The sequence below is a fragment of the Sphingomonas sp. A2-49 genome, from assembly GCF_025548555.1.
Classification (GTDB): Bacteria; Pseudomonadota; Alphaproteobacteria; order Sphingomonadales; family Sphingomonadaceae; genus Sphingomonas.
In genome coordinates, this window is record NZ_JAJLPA010000030.1 from 14403 (window position 1) to 39171 (window position 24769).

The window sequence follows — 24769 nt, forward strand, 5'->3', positions numbered from 1 at the left end:
CAAACCGAAAGGTCCACGCCATGAAGGCGCTCATGAAGACCACCAAGTCGGCCAAGCCGCACGAGGTGGAGAAGAAGTGGCACATCATCGACGCCACCGACCTGGTGGTCGGCCGCACCGCGTCGATTATCGCCAACGTCCTGCGCGGCAAGCACAAGACGTCGTTCACCCCGCACGTCGATTGCGGTGACAACGTCATCGTCATCAACGCCGACAAGATCCGCTTCACGTCCAACAAGGCCGAGAAGAAGGTCTATTACAAGCACACCGGCTATGCCGGCGGCATCAAGGGCATCACCGCCGCCAAGGTCCTCGAAGGCCGCTTCCCCGAGCGTGTCCTCGAAAAGGCCGTCGAGCGCATGATCCCGCGCGGTCCGCTGGGTCGCGAGCAGATGCGCAACCTGCGCATCTTCAAGGGCACCGAGCATCCGCACGAAGCTCAGAACCCGGAAGTTCTCGATATCGCGGGCATGAACCGCAAGAACAAGGTGGGCGCGTAAATGACCGACAATCGCCAGTCCCTTTCCGACCTCGCGTCGCTGACGCAGCAGCCGGCACCGGCCGCCAACGCCGCACCGGCGGTGACGACCGACGGCGAGGCCCCCGCGGCACCGACGCACGTCGTCCCGACGATGCCGCTGCGCGAGCAGATCCTCGACAAGTTCGGCCGCGCCTATGCGACCGGTCGCCGCAAGGATGCCGTCGCCCGCGTCTGGATCAAGCCGGGTTCGGGCAAGATCACGATCAACGGTCGCGATCAGGAAGTCTATTTCGCACGGCCGACGCTGCGCCTCGTCATCAACCAGGTGTTCGGCATCACCGAGCGCGAAGGCCAGTATGACGTCGTCTGCACCGTCAAGGGCGGCGGCCTGTCGGGCCAGGCCGGCGCGGTCAAGCACGGCATCAGCCAGGCGCTGACCCGGTTCGAGCCGGTGCTGCGCGCGCCGGTAAAGGCCGCGGGCTTCCTGACCCGCGACAGCCGCACCGTCGAGCGCAAGAAGTACGGCCGCGCCAAGGCACGCCGCAGCTTCCAGTTCTCGAAGCGCTAAAACGCGACGACATCGCTGTCGACAAGGGGCGGTCCGGCAACGGGCCGCCCTTTTTGTTTGTGATTTCAGCATCATCCGGCAGGCCTCGCGCAAGATACGCCGCCGGCTCGCAGCATCCGGCCGCGAATCGCCTGCCCCGTGGATATGATTAACGAATGAATTCGCGATGAATCGTCACCGACATCATACGCCACAAAAGTTCTATTCCGCGCGTTTCACTTTGCTACGTTAACAATAATGAACGCTGTAATAGAAGAACAATTTTATAGCTGCTTCATTTTGGGATTAACTTACCCCTTTCTCGATCATCATTCGATCTTCTAACGATGTCCTACCGAATAGTCGCCGACGGGGTGACGTATCGGATAAAACGTTTAACTAGAGGGACTTATCATGATCCGCACCGCTCTTTCGCTGCTCGCTCTCGGTACTGCACTCGCCGCCGCACCTGCTTCGGCCGCCACCCAGATCACCTCGGTCGCCGCCGATGGGTCGAACCATCTCGCCGTTCCGGGCAGCACCATCAACATGACGTTCGATCTCGATGCGGGCACCGCCGCCGAAGCCGCGTCGAAGGGCCTCACCGCGACGTTCAACGGCGCGCTGGCCAGCCGCACCACCGTCAGCCCCACGGGCGTCACGCCGTACGGCGTGTTCGCGTTCGCGCCGAACCCGAATGACGGCAACGGCTATTTCGCCATCGGCGGCATCGACAGCTTCGGCCTGCAATCGTCGCTGCAGCTGCTGGGCACGCAGGCCTTCTCCAGCATCAGCCTGTTCGTCGGCTCGCTCGACACCTACAACACGGTGGAGCTGCTCGACGCGGCCGGTACGGCGATCGGCACCTATTCCGGGACGGCCATGTCCGGCGGGGCCATCCCGCTCGGCGCCATGACGCCCTCCAACAACCGGCGCGTGACCTTCACCGGCACCGACGGCACCGTCTTCTACGGGGCGAAGTTCTACAACCAGGGCAACAACAGTGCGTTCGAGTTCGACAACGTGTCGTTCACCGCCGCCGTGCCCGAGCCGGCGACCTGGGCGATGATGATCCTGGGTTTCGGCATGGTCGGCTTCGCGGCGCGCAACCGCCGCCGCAGCACGGCGATGCAGACCGCCTGATCGCGCGACGCGACGAAGGCCGCCGGATCGTTCCGGCGGCCTTCGCTTGCGCGTGAGTTGCGGGAAATCCCCGCACGCCCGTGGGTTGCCCTGACGCGGCACCGGGGCTAGCCCCGGCGGCCACAGCGAAACGACCAGGAGCCGCCCGTCATGCCCGCCATCCTCGATCGCCGCCAGATGCTCGCCTCCGGCGCGACCCTCGCCGGCCTGACGTTCGGGGCGCCGGTGCTGGCGCAGAGCGACCGCGTCGAAAGCCTGATCGCCAGGATGACGCCGCAGGAAAAGGCGGGGCAATTATCCTGCTTCTCCGACCAGATCCGGCCGATCGGCGTGCCCTTCAACCCCGGGCTCGCCAGCGGCGGCGCGAGCGAGCAGCTGGCCCGGATCCGGACCGGCGCGATCGGCATGCTGTTCAACGGCGTCGGCTATGCCGGCGCGAAGGCGGCGCAGGATGCCGCGATGCAGACGCGGCTCAGGATCCCGCTGATCTTCGCCGGCGACGTCATCCACGGCCTGCGCACCGCCTATCCGCTGCCCATCGCGGAGGCGTGCGCGTTCGACCCCGACCTCGCGATGCGCACCGCGCGCGCCGCCGCGCTGGAAAGCACCGCGCTCGGCATCCACTGGACCTTCGCGCCGATGGTCGACGTCGCCCGGGACCAGCGCTGGGGCCGCGTCGCCGAGGGATCGGGCGAGGACCCCTATCTGGGCGCCGCGCTGGGCGTCGCGCGCGTCCGCGGCTTCCAGGGCCCCGACCTGACGGACGCGACCCGCGTCGCCGCCTGCGCCAAGCATTTCGCCGCCTACGGCGCGGTGTCGGGCGGCATGGAGTATAATTTCACCGAGATCAGCCCGTCGACCCTGCAAGAGGTCCATCTGGCGCCGTTCAGGGCAGCGGTCGACGCGGGCGTCGCGACGCTGATGAGCGCGTTCAACGACATCGACGGCGTGCCGTCGTCGGGCAACCGCTGGCTGATGACGGACCTGTTGCGCGGCGAATGGAAGTTCGGCGGCATGGTCGTGGGCGACTATACCGCCGACGAGGAACTGATCGCCCACGGCTACGCCAGCGACGGCCGCGACGCGGCGAAGAAGGCGTTCCTGGCGGGTATGGACATGGCCATGCAGTCGAACCTGTTCAACCTGTGGCTGCCCGACCTGGTCGAGAAGGGCGAGGTGCCGGTCGCCCGGCTCGACGAGGGCGTGCGCCGCGTGCTGCACCTCAAGGAGCGGATCGGCCTGCTCGCCAACCCCTATCGCTCGATCAGCAGCAAGGCGGAACGGACCAGCGTGGCGACGCCGGCGATGCTGAAGCTGAGCCGCGAGGCCGCCGCGCGATCGATCGTGCTGTTGAAGAACGAGGGCAATGTGCTGCCGCTGGCGAAGGGCACGAAGATCGCGCTGGTCGGGCCGTTCGCGGAGGATGTCGAGAATGTCGTCGGCACCTGGGCGTTCATGGCGGACCAGAGGCTGAACGTCTCGATCGCCGCCGGGCTGCGCAACCGCAAGGCGGACGTTACGGTCGCCAAGGGGTCCGAGGTCGAGGCCGCGATCCCCGGCGGCATCGAGGCCGCGGTCGCCGCGGCACGCGCGGCGGACGTCGTGCTGCTGGCGGTCGGCGAGACGCAGCTGATGTCGGGCGAGGCGCAGGCCCGCGTCGAGATCACCATTCCCCCGGCCCAGATGGCGCTGGCCGAGGCGGTGGCCACGACCGGCAAGCCCGTCGTCGTGCTGCTGCGCCACGGCCGGGCGCTGGCGCTGGAGGGCGCGGTCAAGGCGGCCCCGGCGATCCTGGCGACCTGGTTCCTGGGCTCCGAAAGCGGCAACGGCATCGCCGACGTGCTGTTCGGCGACGTCAATCCGTCCGCCAGGCTGTCGGCGAGCTTCCCCGTCTTCAGCGGACAGGAACCGTATTTCTACAATCACAAGACCAGCGGCCGGCCACAGCCCGACGGCCCGCTCGCCGAATACAAGGCGCGCTATCGCGAAACGCGCAACGAGGCGCTGTATCCGTTCGGCCACGGGCTCGGCTACACCAGCTTCGCGATCTCGAACGTCGTCGTACCGGCGCGGATGACCGACCGGTTCGAGGTCACCGCCACCGTCACCAACACCGGTGCACGCGCCGGTGACGAGGTCGTGCAGCTCTATATCCACGACGTCGTCGCCAGCCATACGCGGCCGATCCGCGAGCTTAAGGGGTTCCAGCGCGTCACGCTGGCGCCGGGCCAGGCGAAGCAGGTCCGCTTCCCGCTGACCCGCGACGACCTGCGCTTCTGGAAGGACGACGGCTGGGTGGTGGAGCCGGGCACCTTCCACGTCTGGGTCGCCGACAGCGCGACGGGCGGCGAGCGCCGGCAGTTCGAGCTCGCCTGACGCGTTCCGCCCCGCCTGCCCGGAACGCGCGATTTTCGCGCCGAGGGCGGGATCGTGCCCGCCGCCCGTCGCGACCGGACACGATCGGGAACGCTGCCGGAAACCCCGTTCCCGCAGTATCCGGCCGCGCCCCGATCCCGGCCTAGACCCGCACGATCCGCGTCCCCAGCAACGCCGCCTCGTCGGGGTCGTGCGTGACCATCAGGATCGGCAGCCCGGCCTCGTCGCGGACGCGCAGGATCGCGTCCATGATCTCGCCACGCCGCGCCCGGTCGAGCGACGACAAAGGCTCGTCGAGCAGCAGGAAGGCGGGGTCGCTCAGCAGCGCGCGGCCGATCGCGACGCGGCGCGCCTCGCCGCCGGACAGCGTCCGTGGCCAGCGATCGAGCAGGTGACCGACCCCCAGCATCGCGACCACCGCCGCCAGCCCATCCTCGCCGGCCGCACCGTAGAGCAGGTTGGCACGCACGCGCCGGTGCGGGAACAGCCGCGGTTCCTGAAAGACATAGCCCGCGCGGCGTCGCTCGGGCGCGATGTCGATCCCGGCCGCCGCGTCGAACAGCGGCCGCCCGGCCACCGCGATGCGGCCGCGATCGGGCCGCAGCAGGCCGGCGACCATGTTGAGCACGCTCGTCTTGCCGATCCCCGACGGACCGAACAGCACGGTGAGGCCCGCGCCGGCGACCAGCTCGATGTCCACCACGGCCTCGCCCAGCCGCTTCTCCACCGCGATCTCAAAGGACATGCAGCCCCCGCCGCACCCTGCGCGTCAGCAGTTCCGACGCGACCAGCGCCACGAGGCTGAGCACGACCGACATCGCCGACAGCCGCCATACCGTCGCCTCCGCCCCCGGTTGCTGCAAGGCGGAATAGATCGCGAGCGGCAGCGTCTGCGTCTCGCCCGGCACGTTCGAGACGAAGGTAATCGTCGCGCCGAATTCGCCGATCGAGCGAGCGAAGCCCAGCACCGCGCCGGCGAACACGCCGGGCAGGCTGAGCGGCAGCGTCAGCGTCCAGAACACGCGCGCCGGGCCGGCCCCCAAAGTCCGCGCCGCGCTTTCGAGGCGGCGGTCGACCGCCTCGATCGACAGCCGGATCGCGCGCACCGTCAGCGGCAGCGCCATCACCGCGGCGGCGATCGCCGCGCCGGTCCAGCGAAACAGCACGGTGACGCCGAACCAGCGCTCCAGCACGCCGCCGATCGGCCCCGCCGGGCCGAACGCCAGCAACAGCAGCCAGCCCGTCACCACCGGCGGCACCACCAGCGGCAGGTGGACGACCGCGTCGAGCAGCAGCTTGCCGGGAAACCGCCCCCGCGCCAGCAGCCAGGCGAGCGCAAAGGCGACCGGCAGTACCGCCAGCATCGCCACCGCGCCGACCTTCAGCGACAGCGCGACGATCGTCCATTCCGCGGCAGAAAGCATCAGCGCGCGGTGAAGCCGTAGCGGACGAACACCGCCTTCCCCGCCGGGCTGACGAGGAAGCGACGGAACGCCTCCCCTTCCGAGTTGGTCGAGGCTGCGAGGCGCGCGACGGGATAGACGATCGGGGGATGGCTCGTCGCCGGGAACACGCCCGCGATCCGTACCGCGCGCGACGCCCGGGCGTCGGTGGCATAGACGATGCCAAGCGGTGCGGCGCCGCGTTCGACCAGCGCCAGCGCGGCGCGCACGCTGTCACCGCGCACGACGCGCGGCGCGACCGCGCTCCATACACCGAGCCGGCGCAGCGCCGCCTCGGCATATCTTCCGGCCGGCACCGGGGCGTCCGCCATCGCCAGCGGCCCCGCCGCCAGCACCCGCGCCAGCGCCGCGGGCGGACGCACCGGAATGCGCACGCGGTCGCCCTTCGCGGCGATCACCACCAGCCGGTTGCCGAGGAAGGTGACGCGGGACGCGGCGACGATCAGCCGCCGCGCCGCGAGTGCATCCATCCATTCGGTATCGGCGGACACGAACAGGTCGGCCGCGCCCCCCGCCTCCACCTGCCGTGCCAGCGCGGAGGAGGCGGCGAACGAGATCACCGGCCGCGGATGCCCGCGTCGCGCCCAGACGTCCGCGGCGGCGGTCATCGATTCCTGGAGGCTGGCCGCCGCGAGCACCAGCGGCGGCCTGGCTTGCGCCGACGCGGACGGCACGACGCCGAGCATCGCCAGCGCCAGCAACAGGGGACGGACCATCGGCAAAACCCTCGAACAACGACTGTTATGATCGGCCGTATATCAAGCCTCGCATGGATGCGACCGCCGTTTCGCAGGCCGGGCTTCGATCGCGGTCCAGCCGGTTCCGCCCGAGCAGGCACCTGGCGAAGCCCATGTCGCCCATGATCGCACGCATGCTTGTCCGCCGGGGCGCATCATGGACGTCGCATCGGCAACGTCGTCGGGCCGAGACGGAGCGCGTCACACACGGCGTGGCAGCGATCGACGGTGGCAGGCGTCGACGATCGACCGCACCCTAGCCCAGGCGAGGATGTTATAGGGTCATCGGTCGTGGCGCAGAGGACAATGTGATGAACGTAAGACCGATGGCCGGCCTATGCGCCCATCTTGCCCACGTCGATCGATCGGCCGTGCGCGGTGACTGCCTTCGGGTTTATCGATCGTCGCGGCAGGTGAGATAACGGCCCTTCATGCCGACCTGCGCCGCTTCGCCCGATGCGACGTCGGCGGTGGCGTTACCGCGCTTGGTTCCGACCGTAATGCGGGCCGGTCCCACCAGTTTGCACGCGATCTCGGTTCCGGCCTGCGTGCACGCCTTGTCCAGATGCTGATCGGGTGTCGACCCCTCGACGGGCTCCACGAGAAAGGTCGCGCCTGTCGTTCCGCCGAACAATGCGGCGCCGAGGCCGCCCAACATGTTGACGCGCCAGGATCCGTCACGCTCGCGCTTCAAGCCCGTTTGCGGCGCCAGCCGAGCACATAGCCCGGCAACGGGCGGGGACGTTTGCGCTCCCGCCGCCGTGCTGACGATCGTGGCCGCAGCAACCAACATCTGCCTCATCGCCATTGGGTCATCCTACGTTCTAGCGAAGGACGGTCATATATGGACACATCGACCTTTACCAGTCCCCTTCACCCCTCGGTCACCCGGCCGGTGCGCTGGAGCTTGCCCCAGCCGACCATCGGGCCGCGCAGCGCCTGTGCGATCGCCTTCAGCACGACATAATACATCACCTGGCGATAGCCGATGCGCTGCGGCACCAGCAGCCACAACAGCCGCCACCGTTCCCGCCGTTCCAGCGCGAAGGCGATCGTCGCGGCGAGCAGGTCGATCGCGGTGAACACGATCCAGAAGGTCAGCATCGTGTAGACATCGTGGCTGGTCTGCGCCCAGCCGTGCGCCTGCACGTCGAGATAGGTGACGACGAAGCTGACGAGGAGCGCCAGATCGATGATCGGGCTGATCGCGGCGAGCAGGATCTGGAACACGATCGCCTGCGGCAGGCCGACCCAGCCGAGCCCGCGCGGGTGCGATCCGCCGATCGCCGACCGGTGCTTCCACAGGCATTGCAACGTGCCGAACGCCCAGCGGAAGCGTTGCTTGGCGAGCGCGCGCATCGTTTCGGGCGCCTCGGTCCAGGCGACGGCATATTGGTCGTATTGCACCCGCCATCCGGCGCGCTGGATCGCGATGGTGAGGTCCTGGTCCTCGGCCAAAGTGTCGTGCGGATAGCCACCGACCTGCGCCACCGCGGCGCGGCGCCACGCCCCGACCGCGCCGGGCACGACGGTGATCGCATTGAGGCGCGCGAACGCCCGCCGCTCCAGGTTCTGCGCGGTGATATATTCGAGCGCCTGCCAGCGGGTGACGAGGTTGACGCGGTTGCCGACCTTGGCGTTGCCCGCCACCGCGCCCAGCCGCGGATCGTCGAACCAGCGCGCCAGCCGCGCGATCGTCGTCGGCTCGAACTGCGTATCGGCGTCGAGCGCGATCACGATCTCGCCCTTCGCCAGCGCGAGCCCGGTGTTGAGCGCACGCGCCTTGCCGCCGTTTTCCAGCGTCAGCAGCCGCACGCGGGGATCGTCGCCGAATGCGGCGGCGACGACGGCGGAGGTCGCGTCCCTCGACCCGTCGTCGATCACGATCACCTCGATCCGCACCTCGGTCGAGGCGAGCACGCCGCGCACCGCCCGCTCGATCACACGTTCCTCGTTATAGGCGGGGATCATCACCGTGACGAAGCGATCGGGGTCGATCGCGGGGAACACCGTCCGCCCCTCGCGCCGCGCCTGGATCAGCGCCAGCGCCGACAGCGCCAGCGCGCGCAGGATGCCGACCGCGATCGCGGTGAAGAACAGCCAGTGCAGCCCGACGACGACGCCGCCCAGCGTGGTGAACAGCGCGAGGTCGGCGCGCGCCGCCAGCTGGTCGCTCGCGCTGATCGGCGGCATCGCCTGCGCGCGCGAGAAGCCGGCGAGCGTGGATACCGGCACGAAACGGTAGCCGAGGGCGCGCAGCCGTTCGATGATGACCGGCAGCGCCGCGACCGTCTGTGCACGGTTGCCGCCGCCGTCGTGGAGCAGGATGATGTTGCGGCTGCAATCCTCGGCCGAATCGCCGTCGCAATTGTCGGGTGCGCTCGTCACCCGCGCGATCGTCGCATCGACGATCTGCTGCACCCCGGGGCGCTTCCAGTCGTCGGGATCGACGTGCAGGCCGACCGACAGATAGCCGCGATCCTGCGCCTGGAGCACGGGTTCGATCTCGTCCGCGGTCGTCGGCTCGGCATCGCCGAAATAGGGCGCGCGGAACAGGCGCAGCGATCGCCCGGTGAACGCCTGGAACAGGCGCTGGTTGGCGTTCAGCTCGAAGCGCACCTGGCCGGGGGAGGACACCGCGAGATTGGGGTGGGTGTAGGTGTGGCTGCCGATCTCGTTCCCCTCGTCGATCATCCGTCGCAGCAACGGGCGCTGGGTCAGCGCGTTCTCGCCGACCATGAAGAAGGTCGCGTTGACGTGTTCGCGCTTCAGCACGTCGAGGATCGGCGGCGTCCAGGTCGGATCGGGACCGTCGTCGAAGGTCAGCGCGAGCTGGCGGCGGCGATAGCCCGTCCGATCGACCTCATAGGGCGAGGGGAGCCGCTCGAACCGGACGTCGGCGATGGCGCCGCCGGGCCCGGGCACCGTGCGCCGGATGCCGGTGACGGGCGACGCGCCGATCTTCAGGATTTCGCCGGCGCCCTCGATATCGACGTTGGTGCCGGCGGGGATCGCATCGATCGCGGCGGGCGCGGGCAGCGTCCGGTGATCGCGGCCGAACAGCGACCACAGGCCCGGATCCTCCGATCCCAGCCGCCACAGCGCGACGCTGCCGACGCCGGCACTGCGCAGGAACGCCATCTGGTTATAGGCGGACGCCGCGTCGAGCAGCCAGACGACGTGACGGTTGCCGCCCTCGCTATAGGCGAAGCTGCTGTTGCCGCTCGCCCGGTCGTACACCGGCATCGTGCCCGAATCGCTCGCGTTCTGCCACGCCTCCTCGACGCTCATCGAATCGCCGGACCCTTCGCGCGCGTTCGGATGCCAGTCATAGGCGTAGGAGCCGATCGCGACGACGAGCTTGCTCGCGGGGATGCCGCGCGCGGCGGTGGCGACCTGTTCGGCGAACCAGCGTTGCGACGCGATCGGCCCCGGCGGCCCGGTGACCTCATGCTCGTCGTAGGCCATGAGGAAGATCTTGTCGGTGACCCCGGCATAGGCGGCGAGGTTCCAGTCGGGGTTGCCGACCGGCGCGGCGATCGACACCGTCCAGCCGCGGGGGGCGAACCGCCGCTGCGCCTCGCCCAGGAACGTGCGGTAATTCGCCTGCGCGCTCGCCGGCAGCTCCTCGAAATCGAAGAAGGCGCCGCCCGCGCGGTTCGCGGCGAGCCACGGGACCAGCCGGTCGAGGAAGGCGGCGCGCGCGCGCGGGTCGGCGAGCAGCGACGCCGTGCCCTTGCTGTCCCAGTCGCCGTTGAGGACGTTCTGGATCATCGGGACGACCACCGGCCGGTGCACCGCGCGGTTGATGATCGCGCGCCCGGCGGCATCGCGGAACACGGTGATGCGATGATCCGGGCCGGTGACCGAAACCCAGCCGGGGATCACCCAGTCGAGCTGTTCGACGTGGCGTTCCAGGCTGGCCGCGCTCGACGGGTCCCAGGGGGTATGGAAGGCGATGGCGAGCGCGGGATTGCCCGACGCGGCGGCCTTGCCCTGCCCGGTGCCGAACAGCCGGCCGGCATAATAGTCGATGCTGCGCTTGGCGCGACGGATCACGCCGTGCGGCGCGGCGAGCCGGTGCAGCACGGGATGCTCCGCCTCGACCGGCAGCAACGGCGCCGCCGGCACCGCGCCGATCGACAGTGCGAACACCGCCACCGACAGGACCAGCAGCAGCACGAAGGCGATGACGCCGAACGTGAAGCGCCGTTTCCGCCGGCCGCTGACATCGAAGAATACCGGATGCTCGGACATTGAATTCACTCCCGAATGCCCCTTGCGATCGGGCGAATGGCGGGATCAGGTCACCGCTATGACAAAGCCGTCATTTGCCGCGGGCGGCGGCATCCCCGGCCGGAGCCGGATCGGCGTCGGACGCGCCGGTCTTGCTGATGCTGCGCGCGATCATCGCCACCTTGACGAAGGCCCGCTGGCTGCCCGACCCCTCGTAGAGCGCCTTCAGGTAGCCGCGGTCGAATCCGGTCATGCCGGCCGGGGGTACGGCGGTATCGGGGTCGAACAGGGCGAGGATGGTGTCGCCGCCCGTCGCCCCCTTGGGACGGATCATTGCCAGCGTCCGCATCGCGGCATAGTCCGCGATCTGGTCGAGGCTGCGGCCGGGCACCGCCTTGCGATCGACCAGCATCACGGTGGACAGCATGTCGCGGCGGACGGGCAGGCCGATCCGCGTCGCGACCGGCACCTTCAGCGTCGGGGGGCCGCCACCGCCGTAATTCAGGCGATCGCCGTCCCGGCTGCGGATTTCGCTGACTGACCAGACGTGCACCGGCCCCGGTTCGGCCAGGATGGTGCGGATCTCGGCCGGCTCCTTGTCGCGGAACAGGCCCGGGCGGCGCTTCAGCAGCGATTTCAGTTCTACCAGACCGTCGTCGACGAAGATCACGAGGACATTGGGCTGGCACCGCTCGCCTGCCAGTTCGATCCCCGCCTGTGCGGCGTCGTCGGCCATCCGCGCGCCGATCGCCTGGAGCATCGGCCGTGGCAATCCCGCCGTCGCGAAACAGACCGGATCGGTGAACCGGGCGAGCGGCTGGTCGAACCCGAGGCGGGGCGTGATCGCCCGCGCCAGCGCCCGGACCTTCGCCGCGTCGGCCAGCGCCTTGCCCTCGACGACGATCGTGTCGCCCGGCGGTGCCTCCTGCGCCCGCACCGCGCCCGCAGACAGCAGGGCCGCGCAGAGCATCGTCGTCCAGACTGTTCGCTTGCCGATCATGCCTTCCCCGGTTCCGCCGCAGGGCCCTTATCTCAACCGACGGCCGCGCGAACAATCCCGTTTACGTATCCCCTTGCGGCTCCACCAGAAACACGCTGCTGCCCCGCGTCTCGCCCGCTTCCAGCGCGCGGTGCGCCGCCGCCGCGTCCTCCAGCGCGAAGGTCTGACCGATCTCCGGCCGGATCGCGCCCCGGCGCAGCATCGCGAACACGCGCTCGGTCCCGGCCAGCCGCTCCTCCACCGTCACGTAATAGTCGAACAATGTCGGCCGGGTGACGAACAGCGACCCCTTCGCCGCGAGCATGCCGAGGTCGACGCCCTTCACCGGGCCGCCGGCATTGCCATAGCTGACGATCAGCCCGCGCCGCGCCGCCGATGCGAGCGAGGCCTGCCACGTCGCCATGCCGACCCCGTCGAACACGGTCGCGACGCCGCGCCCGCCGGTGATGTCGCGCACCCGCGCCGCGACATCCTCCTCGCGGTGCAGGACGACGTGATCGGCGCCCGCCGCGCGGGCATGATCCGCCTTGTCCGCCGACCCCGCGGTCCCGATCACCGTCGCGCCGATCGCCTTCAGCCAGCCGACGAGCAGCTGGCCGACCCCGCCCGCCGCCGCCCAGACCAGCACCACGTCGCCCGCCCGTACCCGCGCGCAGCGTTCGACCAGCGCCTCGGTCGTGCACCCCTTCAGCAGCAGCGCCGCCGCGGTCCGGTCATCGACATCGGCGGGCAGGTGCAGCAGCTGCGCCGCGGGCACGTTGCGCGCGGTCGCATAGGCGCCGCGGGCCGGGCCGAAGGTGCCGACCCGGTCGCCGACAGCAAAGCCCTCGACCCGCGCGCCGACCGCCTCCACCACCCCGGCCGCCTCGCTGCCGAGGCCGGCGGGAAGATCGATCGGATAGACGCCGGCCCGGTGATAGGTGTCGATATAGTTGAGCCCGACCGCGCGGTTGCGCATCCGCACCTCGTCGTCGCCGGGCGGCGGCAGGTCGACGTCGATCCATTCGATCACCTCCGGCCCGCCGGTGCTGCGGATCGTCGCTGCGCGTTCGCTCATCGCTCGCCACTCCTTCGTTTCGCGGCCACCGAACGGCCGATACGCGTTTCGGGTTGCAACCTTTCGACCGCCGTCGCACACCCCCGTCAAACGAAAAGACGGAGAGCGATGCGATGAACAGCCTTCTCGATTTCTACATCGGCGGCGCGTGGGTGGCCAGCGAGGGCGGCCGGCCCCATCGCGTGATCGACCCGTCGACCGAACAGCCGGTGACCGAGATCACGCTCGGCTCGCGCGCCGACGTCGACCGGGCGGTCACCGCCGCCCGCACCGCGTTCGACACCTTTTCGCAGACAAGCGTCGACGACCGCATCGCGCTGCTCGACCGGATCGTCGAGGCGTACAAGGCCCGCATCCCCGATCTGGCGAAGGCGGTCAGCGAAGAGATGGGCGCACCGATCGGCTTCGCGCAGGCGGCGCAGGCACCCGCCGGCCTCGGCTACATCATGGGCACCGCCAAGGCGCTGCGCGAATTCCGCTTTTCCGAACAGGTCGGCAAGGCGCGCGTCGTCCACGAGCCGGTCGGCGTCGTCGCGCTGATTACGCCGTGGAACTGGCCGCTCAACCAGATCTGCGCCAAGATCGCGCCCGCGCTCGCCGGCGGCAACACGATGATCCTCAAGCCGTCCGAGGAGGCACCGCGCTGCGCGATGATCCTCGCCGAAATCCTGCACGAGGCGGGCGTCCCGGCGGGCGTCTTCAACCTCGTCAACGGCGACGGGCCGACCGTCGGCGCGGCGCTGGCGAGCCATCCGGGGGTCGACATGGTCAGCTTCACCGGATCGACCCGCGCCGGCATCGCCGTGGCGCAGGCGGCAGCCGCCACCGTCAAGCGCGTCCACCAGGAACTGGGCGGCAAGGCGCCCAACCTGGTGCTAGAGGGTGCCGATCTCGCCACCGTCCTGCCGCCGACGTTGCAGGGCGTGCTCGCCAATTCGGGGCAGAGCTGCATCGCCCCCACCCGCCTGCTCGTCCACGACAGCCAGGCCGACGAGGCCGCGGCGGTCGCCAAAGCGATGTTCGAGGCGACGCCGGTCGGCGACCCGGCCGAGCTGGGCGGTCACATCGGCCCGGTCGTCAACAAGGCGCAGTTCGACAAGATCCAGGAGCTGATCCAGTCCGCGATCGACGAGGGCGCGACGCTCGTCACCGGCGGCCCGGGCCGTCCCGACGGGCGCAACGCGGGCTATTACGTCCGCCCCACCGTCTTCGCCGACGTGACGCCCGACATGCGGATCGCGCGGGAGGAAACGTTCGGTCCGGTCGCGACGATCACCCGCTATTCGACCCGCGACGAGGCGATCCGGCTCGCCAACGCCACCGAATACGGGCTGTCCGCCGCCATCTCCGGCGATCCGGCGGATGCCGCGACGGTCGCGCCGCGCCTGCGGGCGGGCCTCGTCACGATCAACGGCTGGAGCGGCACGATCGGCACGCCGTTCGGCGGCTACAAGCAATCGGGCAACGGCCGCGAGGGCGGCAAATACGGTATCGCCGACTTCATGGAGCTGAAGACCATCGTCGGCGAGCCGGCGTAGCGCCGCGCGCGGACGGGGCGCCCGTGCGCGGCCCCGGTCCGCGCCGCCATGACGCGCCGCCCGCCGCGTGGCGGGCCGCGCCCGAACCCGGTGCCGATCGTCCTCAACGGCCGGTGGCGAACCAGATCGTGTGCATCGGCCCCTTGCCGTTGCTGCGCGCGCGCACCGTGACCTCGTCGACCGCATAGCCCGCCTCGCGCAGGCGCTTCGCGAAGGCGGCGTCCTTGGCCGCTGACCAGATCGCCAGCACGCCGCCGGGCTTCAGCGCCGCCCGCGCGACCGCCAGCCCGCGCGCCGAATACAGCCGGTCGTTCGCCGCGCGCACCAGCCCGTCGGGGCCGTTGTCGACGTCGAGCAGGATCGCGTCATATCCGCCCCGGCCATCTGCGATGACGTCGGCGACATCGGCATGCGCGATCGCGACCCGCGCGTCGTCGAGGCATCCCGCGGTCAGCGCCGCCATGGGGCCGCGCGCCCATTCGATGATCTCCGGCACCAGTTCGGCGACCGTGACGCGCGCGTCCCTGCCCAGTTTCGCCAGTGCCGCGCGCAACGTGAAGCCCATGCCATAGCCGCCGACCAGCAGGTGCGGCGCCGGCGTGCGCAGCCGGTCGATCGTCATCACCGCCAGCGCCTCCTCCGATCCGCTCATCCGGCTGTTCATCAGCTCGTTGCGCTCGAGCACGATCATGAAGTCGCCGCCACGCCGGAACAGCCGCAGCGGCTCGCCCCCCGGCACCTCTGCCGTCCCCAACAATTCCCGCGGCGTCATACCGGCGTCACTCCCTCGCGCTATCGCCGGGTGCCGTACAGCCGCCGTGCGACCATGGCGAGCCGCGTCGCGATCCGCGATCGATGGCACGTTTTTGGAGAATGGCGCGTTTTGCTCTAACGGACGACGCCGGACCGGTCGCGCGCCGCACGACCGCCACACGAACCGACAGGATCATCACGACCCACATGCCAGCCTACAAGCCCCAGACGTTCCAGGAGCGCGCCGCCCTCTCCGCCCAAGCCAAGCAGGCCGCGCTCGACAAATTGCGCGCCAAGCCGCCGCTCGACCCGGCGATCGTCGCCGAACGCAAGGCCGCCGCCGAAGCCAAGGAAGCGGCGCTCGCCAAGGCGCGTGCCGAGAAGCAGGCGGCGCGCGAACAGGCGATCGCGGAAAAGAAGGCCGCTGCGGAGGCCGCCGCGCTCGCCGCGGCCGAAGCCGCCGCCAAGGCCAAGCCGAAGATCCCGACCGAGGCCGAGATGAAGGCGGCACGCGACGCGCGCTACGCCGCCCGCAAGCAGCGGGTCGGCAAGCGCTGAGCGACGGCCGGCGCCTTCCGCATCGCGGGGGGCGCCGCCGGGCGCCCGTCGGCGCCTCTCAATAATCCTTCGATACCCTGACGTTGGCGCTCTGGCGGCCCAGCGTCGAGATGCTCGACAGCAGCGACAGCCAGCGGGTCACCTGAAACTCGACCTGCGTCGCCGAATATCCCTGACCGTCGGTCACGATCTCCGCATACAGCCGGCGCGTCACGTATTTGCCCGCGGCGATCGACGTCCCCTGCCCGGTCTGTGGATCCGCGGGCAGGATACGCAGCCGGTCGAGCCCCGCCGCACGCCGTACCGCATTGATCGGGTTGAGCCCGTTGCCGCCATCCTGCAACGCCGCCACCGCCGCCGCCAGCTGCAACGCTTCGGGCGCCGACAGCCGCGTGATCGACGTGCCGAACAGCAGCCGCGACAGCAGCTCGTCCTCGGGCAGCGCGGGTATGCTCGAAAAACCGATTTCCGGTTTCAGCGCGGTGCCGGTCACTCGGATCGACGCGCTGAGTCCGGTCGAATCGGCATTCGCCTCGATATCCAGCGCCGGGTTGGCCGGCACCTCGCCCGCGAAACGGATGACGCCGCGCCGCAGCTCGAATTTGCGGCCCGCGAATTCATAGTCGCCGCGGACGAGATTCGCCTGTCCGGTGATCGCGGGATTGGCGGGCTGTCCGGCGATCGCGAGGTCGGCCGACCATTCGCTCGACAGGCCGAGGCCGCTGACGATGACCTTGTCCGCCGCCTTCGCGTTGATCGCGAGCGTCCAGGGCGCGACCGGCGCGTCATCCTCCTCGCCGCCGTCGGGCAGGTTGATCTCGCGGACGTTCAGTCGCGGGACCGCGGTGGCGGCGCTCGCCTGCCCCAGCCGGTAGCGGCTGCGGTTGAGCATCACGTCGCCCGCGATGCGCCCGCCGGCGCCGTCCGAGGTAAAGGTCAGCGGCCCGGTGACGGTCGCGCCGATATCGTCGCGGTTTATCATCACTGCGCGGTCGGCGGCGAGGCGGATGTCGATGCCGATGCCGTGCGCCGCGGCGAAGTCGAACCCGCCGCTGCCGGTGACGCGTCCGCCCTTGCCGGCATCGGCCGCGAAGCGATCGATCTGGAGCCGCGATCCCCCGAACCGACCGGTCGCCTGCACGTTGGTCAGCACCGTGCCGGTATTGGCGCTTTCGATCCGGGCACCGTCGGCGCGCAGGACGCCGCGGATCACCGGCGCGCCGATCCGGCCGCTGACGTCGGCCCCGATCGCGACCGGGCCGGACAGGTCGAACAGTTCGACCCCGGTCAGCCGCCACAAGGTGTCCGCCGGCCCCTGGTAGCGCAGCTGCGCGAACAGCGGCGCCGCCGCGATGCGCGCCGAAAGGTCGCCGGTGCCGAGCGGTCGCAACAGCGCCTGCGCCCGTCCGATCGTCCGCCCGCCCGACGCCATCACCGCGCGCAGGCCGAGCCGGTCGCCCGACAGCGCCGCCGCCAGCCCCAGGTCGATCGGCCGCGACGAAAGCACGAGGCCCGCACGGCTCAACCCGCGCACGGTCAGGTCGGCCTTGCCGGTCGGCGCCTGGCCGGCTGCGGTCGCATAGGCGACGCTGCCCGATGCGGTCCCGCTCAGGCCCAGCCGCGGAAAACCGATGTCGAGGATCGCGAGCGGCATCCGCACGAGCGTGGCGTCGATGGCCAGCGCACCGCCGCCGAACCGGCCGGCGACGCCCGCCTCGCCGCCGGCGAAACTGAGTTCGGTACGCGCGAGCCGCCAGCCGTCGCCGTCGCGCGTGATCTCCGCCGGGGTCAGCAACCGAAGCGGCCGACGGTCGAGCGTTCCCTGGGCGGCGACGCGATACCGGTCGGGCGCGACCTGCGTCACCGTCTGGATGTCGAAGGCACGGCCGCGCGACCCGGCGATCGATGCGCGCACCTCGCCGACCCCGGCGCGCAGCCGCGCGTTGCCCGCGAATCGCGCGAGGCTGAGCCGCCCCTGGCGCAGGCCGACGCCGGTGGCGGTCGCATCGATCGTGGTGCCGGCGGGATCGAGCAGGATCGACGCATCGAGCTTGCCGCGCCGCAGCGTCGCCGCCCCCAGCCGCGCGTCGGCGGCGGCAAGCGTCACGTCGACCTGCTGCACCGGTCCGACCGGATTCAGCGATACCGCGCCGGTCACGCCGCCGCCGGCGACGTCGAGCCGCCCGCGGAAGCCGCCCGGGACGATCGCGAGCCGCCCGGCGGCGGTGGTGCCGCCCACCGTCAGCCGGTCGACCGCGATGATGTCGTCGACGCCCGGCGGCAGCAGCAGGATGGACCCCGTCCCCGCGAACGCGCCCAGGCGCGATCCCCCGTCGGCACGGAACACGAAGCCCTGCGGCGTCGGGTCGAGGTGGACGCGCACCTGCGACAGCCCCAGCGCGTCGTTCGGGCGGGCGAACAGCAGGTCGAGCGTCGGCCGGTCGATCCGGCCGTCCAGCGTCATCGTCAGCGGGCCGTAGCGGGTGTGGCGCCCCGCCGCCTGGATATGGAACGTCTCGTCGCGCCGGCGATAGCCTGTCCCACGCAGCGTCAGCAGCGGCGAGGTCAGCACCATGTCGGTGAAGCGCAACATGCCGTCGGGCGTGCGCTCCAGCCCGGTGACGATCCGGGGCAGCCCGCCGGTCAGCCCGCGCAGGAACGCGTTGTCGAGCCGCACCACCTGCGCCGTGCCGCGCCCGACGATCCGCGTGCCGCGCCCGCCCGCCCCCGGCACGACGCGCAGGTCGCTGCGCAGATCGACGACGCCGAGCCCCTTGATATACAACCGGTCGAGTGCGCCGTTCAGACCGACCTCGTACCGGCCGGTGGCGAAATCGATCGCCAGCATGATCCGCCCGGCGAGCTTGTCCGACCGCAGCCGCAGCGCATCGCCGGTCAGCAGCGAGCCCTTGAGCGTCAGCGGCCCGGCGAGGCTGAGGTTGCGCAGGATACCGCCCGCGACGGTGCCGACGCCGGTGACCGTGGCGGCGGCGAAGCGCACCGGCATCGTCGTGACGCGCTGGCCGAACCGTCCGCTGCCCGCGAGCCGCACAGCGGTCATCCCCGTCCGGTCGATGCCGATCCGGTCGGCACGCAGCCGATAGTCGAAGCGCGCCGTCGCGAAACCGCCGTCGAGCACCGCGCGCATCTCGATGCCGTTGCCGCCCAGCGCCGGGAGCACCGCGGCGGGGCGCAGCAGCCGCGTCCGGATCGCGACGTTGCGGAAGGCGCCGGCGCCGAGATCGACGACACCGGTCGCAGCGATCGCCGCGGCGGGGCTGCGCAGGCCGATGCCGCCGTCCAGCCGGCGATCTGCGAAGGTCGCATGGCCGTCGACGCGGACCTGCGGGCCGGCGAGACGGCCGACCAGCGGGCCGAACAGCCCGCCGGGCGCAAGCTTGCCGGCGATGGCGTAGCGGCCCGCATCCGCGGTCAGCGCGAGGTCGACCGCGCGCGTCGTGCCGGCACGCCCGGTCGCGCGACCGCGCCAGCGTGTCCAGCCGCCGTCGCCGCCGATGTCGAGCGTCAGCGCGCGCGTCATCCCGATGCTGCGCGCCAGCACGCCGCCGGCCGCGCCGGCCGCGCGCACGTCGACGTCGAACCGGTCGCGATCGGGTTCGGCATCGATGCGTAGCGCGAGCCGGTCCGACCCGGCGACCCGCGCGTCGACCTCGACCAGCGCCCGCCCGCGGCGGATATCGGCGCGCCCGACGACGCGGCCCACGCGTCCGGTGCCGAGCACGCGCGGCCGCAGCACCAGCCGGTCGATCGCCAGCCGGCCGATGCGGATGTCGAAATCGGGCAGGATCGGGCCCCGCCGCGGCGAGGCGCGGGTGCGCGGCGCGTGGAACAGCGTCGCCTGCGGAATCGCCAGCCGCTCGATCGCCAGCCGGTTGCGCAGCCACAGCCATGGCGCCCAGTCGAGCGTCACCGTCGGCGCCTGTGCCAGCAATCCGTCGAGGTCGTGGACGCGCACGTCGCGCAATGTCACGCGACCGTAGAGCGATCCGTCGATCCGACCGACGCTGAAGCGCAGGCCGTTGGCGGTGCGGATCGTGGCGATGCGTTCGGCGACCCAGCGATGGCCGATATCCGTGTCGACGATCGCCAGCGCGAGGCCGAGCGCCGCGAGCAGGGCGACGATCGCGACCGCGACGCGGCGCGCCCAGCGGCTCAAAACGCCTGCCCCAGCGAGACGTAGACGGCGAGCCGGCTGTCCCCCGGCTGCGGGTTGAGCGGGGTGCCGACATCGAGGCGGATCGGCCCGAAGTTGGAGTAATAGCGCACGCCGACCCCCGCCCCGTATTGAAAGTCGCTCAATCGCGGCAGCGCACTGGTATAGATCGTGCCGCCGTCGAGGAAGGGCACGATGCCGAAGCTGCCGAACGTCCTCACCCGCGCCTCGATCGAGAATTCGGCGAGGCTGCGGCCGCCGATCGGGTCGTTGTTGACGTCGCGCGGGCCGATCGCCTGATAGCCATAGCCGCGCACCGACGCGCCGCCGCCCGCGTAGAAGCGGCGCGACGGCGCGATGCTGTCGCGCGAGGCGCCGAGGATCGACCCCAGCCGGATCCGCTCGGCGAGCACCACGCCGGTCTTCACCGGCTGGTAGGCGCTGCCGTCGAGCTGCACCCGGGCATAGCCGAAGGCGGCGCCCTGCAACGAGAATTCGGGGCTCACCCGCCCGCCCAGCCGGAAGCCCCGCGTCGGATTGAGCAGGTCGTCCGACCCGTCGTAATTGAGGCTGGTCGGCGCCGCCGCGATGTAGAAGGTGCGACGGCGGGGCGCGCCGGTGGCGGCGATCACGTCGCGCTCGTCGGAACTCAGCAATTCGCCGCCCAGCGACCAGGTCCACGCCTTCTGGAAGAAGATCGTCGTCTGCCGCTCGAGGTTGGCGGAGAGCGTGAACGTCTTCGCCTCATAGGCGTCGCGCTGGACGTGGCTGGCGGCGATCTGCGCGGTCAGCACCCGGTCGCGGCCTTCGAAATTGTTGCGGCGGAAGACGATGCTGCCCAATTGCTCGCGGGTGCCGAGCACGCTGCGCAGCGTCAGCCCGCCTTCGGGCGGGAACAGGTTGCGGTGCGTCCAGCTGATCTCGGCGCGCGCGCCCTCGCCCGTGCCATAGCCCAGCTCGCCAGCGATCGTGCGCGGCGGCGCGGGCGACAGGCGCACACCGATGTCGACCGTGCCGGGAACGCTCCCCTCGACCGGCTTGACCTCGACCGCGGAGACGAGCCCGGTCTGGATCAGGGCGCGGCGCAGGTCGTCGAGGCTGGCGGCGTCATAGGGCCGGCCGGGCTTGAAGCGTGCGATCTCCTGGACGTGCGCGGCGCCGAACACCCGGTTCCCCGGCAGCGCGACGACCGACCCGAACCGGCGTGCCGCGCCCGGCGCGACGGGCAGGTCGAGCGTCGCCGTCCTGGTCGCGTGATCGACGACGATCTGGGATTCGCCGACGTCGGCGAAGGGGAAGCCCTCCTGCCCGATCCGGCTCTTCAGCCGTGCCTCGCCGGCGACGACGGCGTCGGCGTTGACCGCGTCCTGCGGCTTCACCCCGAAGGCGTCGCGCAGGTCCTGCGCCTTGTCGTCCACCGCCGCGACGCCGCCCAGCGTCACGCCGGCGAACCGGTAGAGCGTGCCCGGATCGGCCTGCAACACGACGAGTGGCCTGGCCCCCGGCTCGACCCGCGTCGTGACGCGCGCGTCGTAATAGCCCTCGCCGCGGAGCAGCGTCTGGAGCAGGTCGGCGTCCTCGCGCGCGCGACGGTCGAGCTGTGCCGCATTCGCGGCGCTGCCGTCGTTGGCGTTGAGCGTCGACAAGTCATCGAAGCGGCGGCGCAGCAGCGGGGTGGCGGCGGCATCGATCCCGTCGACACGCCATGCATAGCGCGTCTCGGCCGCGCCGTCGGTCGCCTGGCTGGCGGTGGCCGCGCTTGCGTCCGCGCCCAGATCGGGCCAGGCGACGCCGATGTCGGGCAGCGGCGCGAGCGGCGCGTCGGGGTCGAGCGGCACCGTCGCCGCGGGCGTCGTCTGCGCAGCGGCCTGTCCGGACAGAAGAAGCACGGCAGTCGCGCCTAGCCCGAACCACCCCACACGCGACACCATGGCGGCGTCCTAGCGCGGGCGGCCCCGCCGCGACAGTCCCCCATCGGACCGTTCGCCCGATCTATCGCGCGGACGGCGGCATCGTTGCGCCGCAACCGGTCAGTGCACGGTGCCGATCGCCGCGTCCGACGCCATCACCGCGATCAGCCGCTCGGTCTGGCGCCAGCGACAGAAGCGCGCGACGTTGCCGATGTCGCGCATGCGTCCCGCACGGCTCGCCGCCTCGACCGATGCATCGTCCCCGAAGGCCGCGATCAGGTCCGCCGCCTCGACCACCTGGTCGGCGTCGGCGAGATACAAGGCGGCCATGCGATACTCCTGAAGCGATACGATCGGCCGTGAACTCTACAATCGCCGTGCCAGACCGGTGCCGGCGGGGCGGCGGGCGGATGGCGATGGTAAACGGCCTGCGCGGCGGCTGTGCCAGCTGTGCCGGATAGGGACGATCGCGTACCGGATCGGGACACTGGCGTCCCGGATCGGGACGTGGCAGGGCGCGGCATGGCCGATACTCCTCCTTCCGCCGCGGGCGGCATCCTGATCGCGATCTGTTCGATCGGCGGCACCGTGATCGGCCTGACGCAGGGTCAGGTGACGGTCGGCTTCCTCGCCGGCCTCGTCATCGGCAGCCTGGGAGCGGTCGCCGTCTGGCTGCGCGACCGGCGGCGCTGAGCTTCGGGCGAATCAGCGCGGCGCGCGCATCAGCCAGACGACGCGGCCGATCACCGCGACCGGCCCCACCGGCACCGGCGGCGCGGCGGGGTTGTCGCTGACCACCGACAGGCCGTCGCGACCGCGGGCCACGCGCTTGACCATGACCGCATCGTCGATCCGCACCACGAACACGCCGCCGCGCGCATCGGGCGACCGTCGCGCCCGGTCGACGACGATCAGGTCGCCGTCGATCAGGCCGGGCTCCATCGAATCGCCGCGGACGCGCACGATCGCCGCCTGCCCCTCGACCAGCCCCAGCCGGGCGGCGAGCGCGGGGTCGAGCGCCGCCGCGCCCAGCATCACCTCGCCATCGACGAACGCACCCGGCCCCGCCGATGCCGCCACATCGAGCCGCGGCAGCGTGAAGGCCGCCCGCCCCGCGTCGGCACCGAGCTCGATTTCGTCCACCCCGAAATAATCCGCGAGGCGTCGGCGATCGCCGGGGTCGAGCCGGCGCGGCGATCCGCGCGCGACGAATTGCTGGAGATAGGCGGCGTTGCGCCCGAGCATCGCCGACAGCGCCGACAGGCTGTCGCCCCGTGCGTTCGCCAGCGCCCGCAACCGGCTTCTCGGATCGATCGTCTCCACGCCGTGACAATAGTGTAGGAAATTTTCCTAGACAAGTTGGATCGGACGGAACAGATCGGGAACGCAACCTGCCGAGTCGAGAGGGAATGATGTGCCTGCTGCTAAAGGTCGACCGCTATCTTCGTACCACCCGCATGTCGCGCAGCCGGTTCGGCCGCCTGACCGTGAACGACCCGCGGCTGGTGACCGACATGATGCGCGGCCGGGTGATCGGCCCGGAGATGACGCTGCGGATCGAGCGGTTCATGGCGGATCGGCCGGCGTGATGCGGCGGCGCGATCCGTACGCGCCGCTGCTGCGGGCGCTGGCCGATGATGCCGCCCGCCACGGGCTGGCCCTCACGCTGTGCGACCTCACCGAGCGCAGCTGGGCGAGCGCGACCTTCGTTGGTTGCCGGCTGACCATCGTCGTCCGTATCGACGGCGGCGATCCCGCCCGCTGGCTCGCGGACCTGCCCGAGGCGGAGTTCGCGCTGGCGGGGCGGCTGGTCGCCGATCTGGTCGTGCGCGCTGCCGACCGGGCGGCGGCGACGCTGGAGGTGCTGTTGCTGGAGGCGTGATCGCGGTTGCGCTACGCCGGGCGCATGACGACCACCTATCGCAGCTACCTGCGCCTGCCCGAACTGCTCTCCGTCCAGACGCCGCTCAGCGACGTCCACGACGAATTGCTGTTCGTGACGATCCATCAGGCGTCCGAATTGTGGATGAAGCTGTGCCTGCACGAGCTGGGCGAGGCGCGCCGCCGGATCGCCGCCGACGATTTGCCCCCGGCGCTGAAGATGATGGCGCGGGTCAGCCGTATCCAGACGCAGCTGATCCAGTCGTGGGAGGTGCTGGCGACGATGACCCCCGCCGACTATGCCGCGATGCGCGGCGCGCTCGGCACCAGTTCGGGGTTCCAGTCCGACCAGTATCGCCAGCTCGAATTCGTCATGGGCAATCGCCACCCGGCGATGGTCGACATGTTCGACGAGGCGGAGGTCCGCGCGCGCCTGTCCGCCGAACTCGCCCGGCCGAGTCTCTACGACGAGGCGCTCCGCCTGCTCGCCCGCCGCGGCCTGCCGGTTCCCGCCGACCGGCTGGAGCGCGACTTCGCGCAGGTCGCGACGCCGTCGCGCGGGGTCGAGGCGTGCTGGGCCGTCGTCTACGGCCATCCCGCGGATCACTGGGACCTGTACGAGCTCGCCGAAAAGCTCGTCGACCTCGAATATCACGTCCAGCTGTGGCGCTTCGGACATCTCAAGACCGTCGAGCGGGTCATCGGCTTCAAGAGCGGGACCGGCGGCACCGCGGGTGTCCCCTACCTCGCCAGGGTGGTGGAACAGCGGTTCTTTCCCGAACTGCTCGACGTCCGCACCAGCCTGTGACCCACCCGAAAAATAGCTTTGATATAATGTAACATCCCCGCTACAGGGCTTCACATCTGCACAATCGCCTGTGTTTCCGCGGAGTATCGATGCTGAAGTTCACCCTG

Annotated in this window: 22 protein-coding genes; 10 read left to right on the forward strand and 12 right to left on the reverse strand. The window is 70.7% G+C overall.

Annotation, left to right across the window (positions count from 1 at the left end):
- The first annotated feature begins 20 nt into the window (after window positions 1–20).
- The 4 genes from rplM (at window position 21) to LPN01_RS17310 (ending at window position 4547) form a co-directional block, all read left to right on the forward strand.
- The gene (gene rplM, locus LPN01_RS17295) at window positions 21–500 is read left to right on the forward strand and encodes a 50S ribosomal protein L13 (protein WP_163958294.1); all 480 of its coding nucleotides are present in this window, start codon (window positions 21–23) and stop codon (window positions 498–500) included.
- On the forward strand, window positions 501–1049 hold the full coding sequence (gene rpsI, locus LPN01_RS17300) for a 30S ribosomal protein S9 (protein WP_262829671.1): 549 nt from the start codon (window positions 501–503) through the stop codon (window positions 1047–1049).
- Window positions 1050–1442: 393 nt separating this feature from the next.
- Window positions 1443–2171 carry a PEPxxWA-CTERM sorting domain-containing protein gene (locus LPN01_RS17305; RefSeq protein ID WP_262829672.1) on the forward strand — a complete coding sequence of 243 codons (729 nt, stop codon included), beginning with the start codon at window positions 1443–1445 and terminating at the stop codon, window positions 2169–2171.
- Between the two features lie 150 nt (window positions 2172–2321).
- The gene (locus tag LPN01_RS17310; protein WP_262829673.1) at window positions 2322–4547 is read left to right on the forward strand and encodes a glycoside hydrolase family 3 N-terminal domain-containing protein; all 2226 of its coding nucleotides are present in this window, start codon (window positions 2322–2324) and stop codon (window positions 4545–4547) included.
- Window positions 4548–4689: 142 nt separating this feature from the next.
- Here LPN01_RS17310 and LPN01_RS17315 read toward each other — a convergent pair whose 3' ends face one another.
- The 7 genes from LPN01_RS17315 to LPN01_RS17345 form a co-directional block, all read right to left on the reverse strand.
- Complete coding sequence (locus LPN01_RS17315; RefSeq protein WP_262829674.1) at window positions 4690–5292, reverse strand: ATP-binding cassette domain-containing protein; 603 nt, start codon at window positions 5290–5292, stop codon at window positions 4690–4692.
- Window positions 5282–5971: a molybdate ABC transporter permease subunit gene (gene modB, locus LPN01_RS17320; RefSeq protein WP_262829675.1), complete on the reverse strand. Its 690-nt coding sequence runs from the start codon at window positions 5969–5971 to the stop codon at window positions 5282–5284. Before modB ends, LPN01_RS17315 begins: the two co-directional genes overlap by 11 nt.
- Complete coding sequence (gene modA, locus LPN01_RS17325) at window positions 5971–6726, reverse strand: molybdate ABC transporter substrate-binding protein (RefSeq protein WP_262829676.1); 756 nt, start codon at window positions 6724–6726, stop codon at window positions 5971–5973. The genes modB and modA overlap by 1 nt, the downstream gene beginning before the upstream one ends.
- A 415-nt stretch (window positions 6727–7141) precedes the next feature.
- The gene (locus LPN01_RS17330; RefSeq protein WP_262829677.1) at window positions 7142–7555 is read right to left on the reverse strand and encodes a hypothetical protein; all 414 of its coding nucleotides are present in this window, start codon (window positions 7553–7555) and stop codon (window positions 7142–7144) included.
- A gap of 65 nt (window positions 7556–7620) precedes the next feature.
- Window positions 7621–11004, reverse strand: coding sequence for a glycosyltransferase (locus LPN01_RS17335; protein WP_262829678.1), 3384 nt, complete (start codon window positions 11002–11004; stop codon window positions 7621–7623).
- Window positions 11005–11074: 70 nt separating this feature from the next.
- Window positions 11075–11983, reverse strand: a complete 909-nt coding sequence (locus tag LPN01_RS17340; protein WP_262829679.1) for a hypothetical protein — start codon at window positions 11981–11983, stop codon at window positions 11075–11077.
- A 61-nt stretch (window positions 11984–12044) separates the two neighbouring features.
- The gene (locus tag LPN01_RS17345) at window positions 12045–13040 is read right to left on the reverse strand and encodes a quinone oxidoreductase family protein (protein ID WP_262829680.1); all 996 of its coding nucleotides are present in this window, start codon (window positions 13038–13040) and stop codon (window positions 12045–12047) included.
- A 113-nt stretch (window positions 13041–13153) separates the two neighbouring features.
- Here LPN01_RS17345 and LPN01_RS17350 point away from each other — a divergent pair, with 113 nt between their 5' ends.
- Window positions 13154–14578 carry an aldehyde dehydrogenase family protein gene (locus LPN01_RS17350; RefSeq protein WP_262829681.1) on the forward strand — a complete coding sequence of 475 codons (1425 nt, stop codon included), beginning with the start codon at window positions 13154–13156 and terminating at the stop codon, window positions 14576–14578.
- Window positions 14579–14681: 103 nt separating this feature from the next.
- Here the strand turns inward: LPN01_RS17350 and LPN01_RS17355 are convergent, their stop codons facing one another.
- Window positions 14682–15350 (reverse strand): spermidine synthase, encoded by a 669-nt coding sequence (locus tag LPN01_RS17355; protein WP_262829682.1) that lies wholly within the window; start codon window positions 15348–15350, stop codon window positions 14682–14684.
- Window positions 15351–15538: 188 nt separating this feature from the next.
- On the opposite strand from LPN01_RS17355, the gene LPN01_RS17360 reads away from it, so the two are divergent.
- Window positions 15539–15889, forward strand: a complete 351-nt coding sequence (locus LPN01_RS17360; protein ID WP_262829683.1) for a DUF6481 family protein — start codon at window positions 15539–15541, stop codon at window positions 15887–15889.
- 58 nt (window positions 15890–15947) lie between these two features.
- On the opposite strand, the gene LPN01_RS17365 is transcribed toward LPN01_RS17360, so the two are convergent.
- The 3 genes from LPN01_RS17365 to LPN01_RS17375 all read right to left on the reverse strand — a co-directional run bounded on the left by LPN01_RS17365 (window position 15948) and on the right by LPN01_RS17375 (window position 22303).
- Window positions 15948–20066: a translocation/assembly module TamB gene (locus LPN01_RS17365; protein ID WP_262829684.1), complete on the reverse strand. Its 4119-nt coding sequence runs from the start codon at window positions 20064–20066 to the stop codon at window positions 15948–15950.
- Window positions 20063–21994, reverse strand: coding sequence for an autotransporter assembly complex protein TamA (locus tag LPN01_RS17370; RefSeq protein WP_262829685.1), 1932 nt, complete (start codon window positions 21992–21994; stop codon window positions 20063–20065). The genes LPN01_RS17365 and LPN01_RS17370 overlap by 4 nt, the downstream gene beginning before the upstream one ends.
- 99 nt (window positions 21995–22093) lie before the next feature.
- On the reverse strand, window positions 22094–22303 hold the full coding sequence (locus tag LPN01_RS17375; RefSeq protein ID WP_262829686.1) for a hypothetical protein: 210 nt from the start codon (window positions 22301–22303) through the stop codon (window positions 22094–22096).
- A 192-nt stretch (window positions 22304–22495) separates the two neighbouring features.
- Here LPN01_RS17375 and LPN01_RS17380 point away from each other — a divergent pair, with 192 nt between their 5' ends.
- Window positions 22496–22666 (forward strand): hypothetical protein, encoded by a 171-nt coding sequence (locus LPN01_RS17380; RefSeq protein ID WP_262829687.1) that lies wholly within the window; start codon window positions 22496–22498, stop codon window positions 22664–22666.
- Between the two features lie 12 nt (window positions 22667–22678).
- On the opposite strand, the gene LPN01_RS17385 is transcribed toward LPN01_RS17380, so the two are convergent.
- Window positions 22679–23296 carry a helix-turn-helix transcriptional regulator gene (locus LPN01_RS17385; protein WP_262829688.1) on the reverse strand — a complete coding sequence of 206 codons (618 nt, stop codon included), beginning with the start codon at window positions 23294–23296 and terminating at the stop codon, window positions 22679–22681.
- Window positions 23297–23382: 86 nt separating this feature from the next.
- Here LPN01_RS17385 and LPN01_RS17390 point away from each other — a divergent pair, with 86 nt between their 5' ends.
- From LPN01_RS17390 to LPN01_RS17400, 3 genes are read left to right on the forward strand one after another with little or no spacing between them, the layout of a single operon-like run.
- Window positions 23383–23562 (forward strand): hypothetical protein, encoded by a 180-nt coding sequence (locus tag LPN01_RS17390; RefSeq protein ID WP_262829691.1) that lies wholly within the window; start codon window positions 23383–23385, stop codon window positions 23560–23562.
- A complete protein-coding gene (locus tag LPN01_RS17395) occupies window positions 23559–23855 on the forward strand; it encodes a hypothetical protein (RefSeq protein WP_410482849.1) in 297 nt (98 codons plus the stop codon). Before LPN01_RS17390 ends, LPN01_RS17395 begins: the two co-directional genes overlap by 4 nt.
- A gap of 24 nt (window positions 23856–23879) precedes the next feature.
- Complete coding sequence (locus LPN01_RS17400; protein ID WP_262829689.1) at window positions 23880–24662, forward strand: tryptophan 2,3-dioxygenase; 783 nt, start codon at window positions 23880–23882, stop codon at window positions 24660–24662.
- Window positions 24663–24769 lie beyond the last annotated feature (107 nt).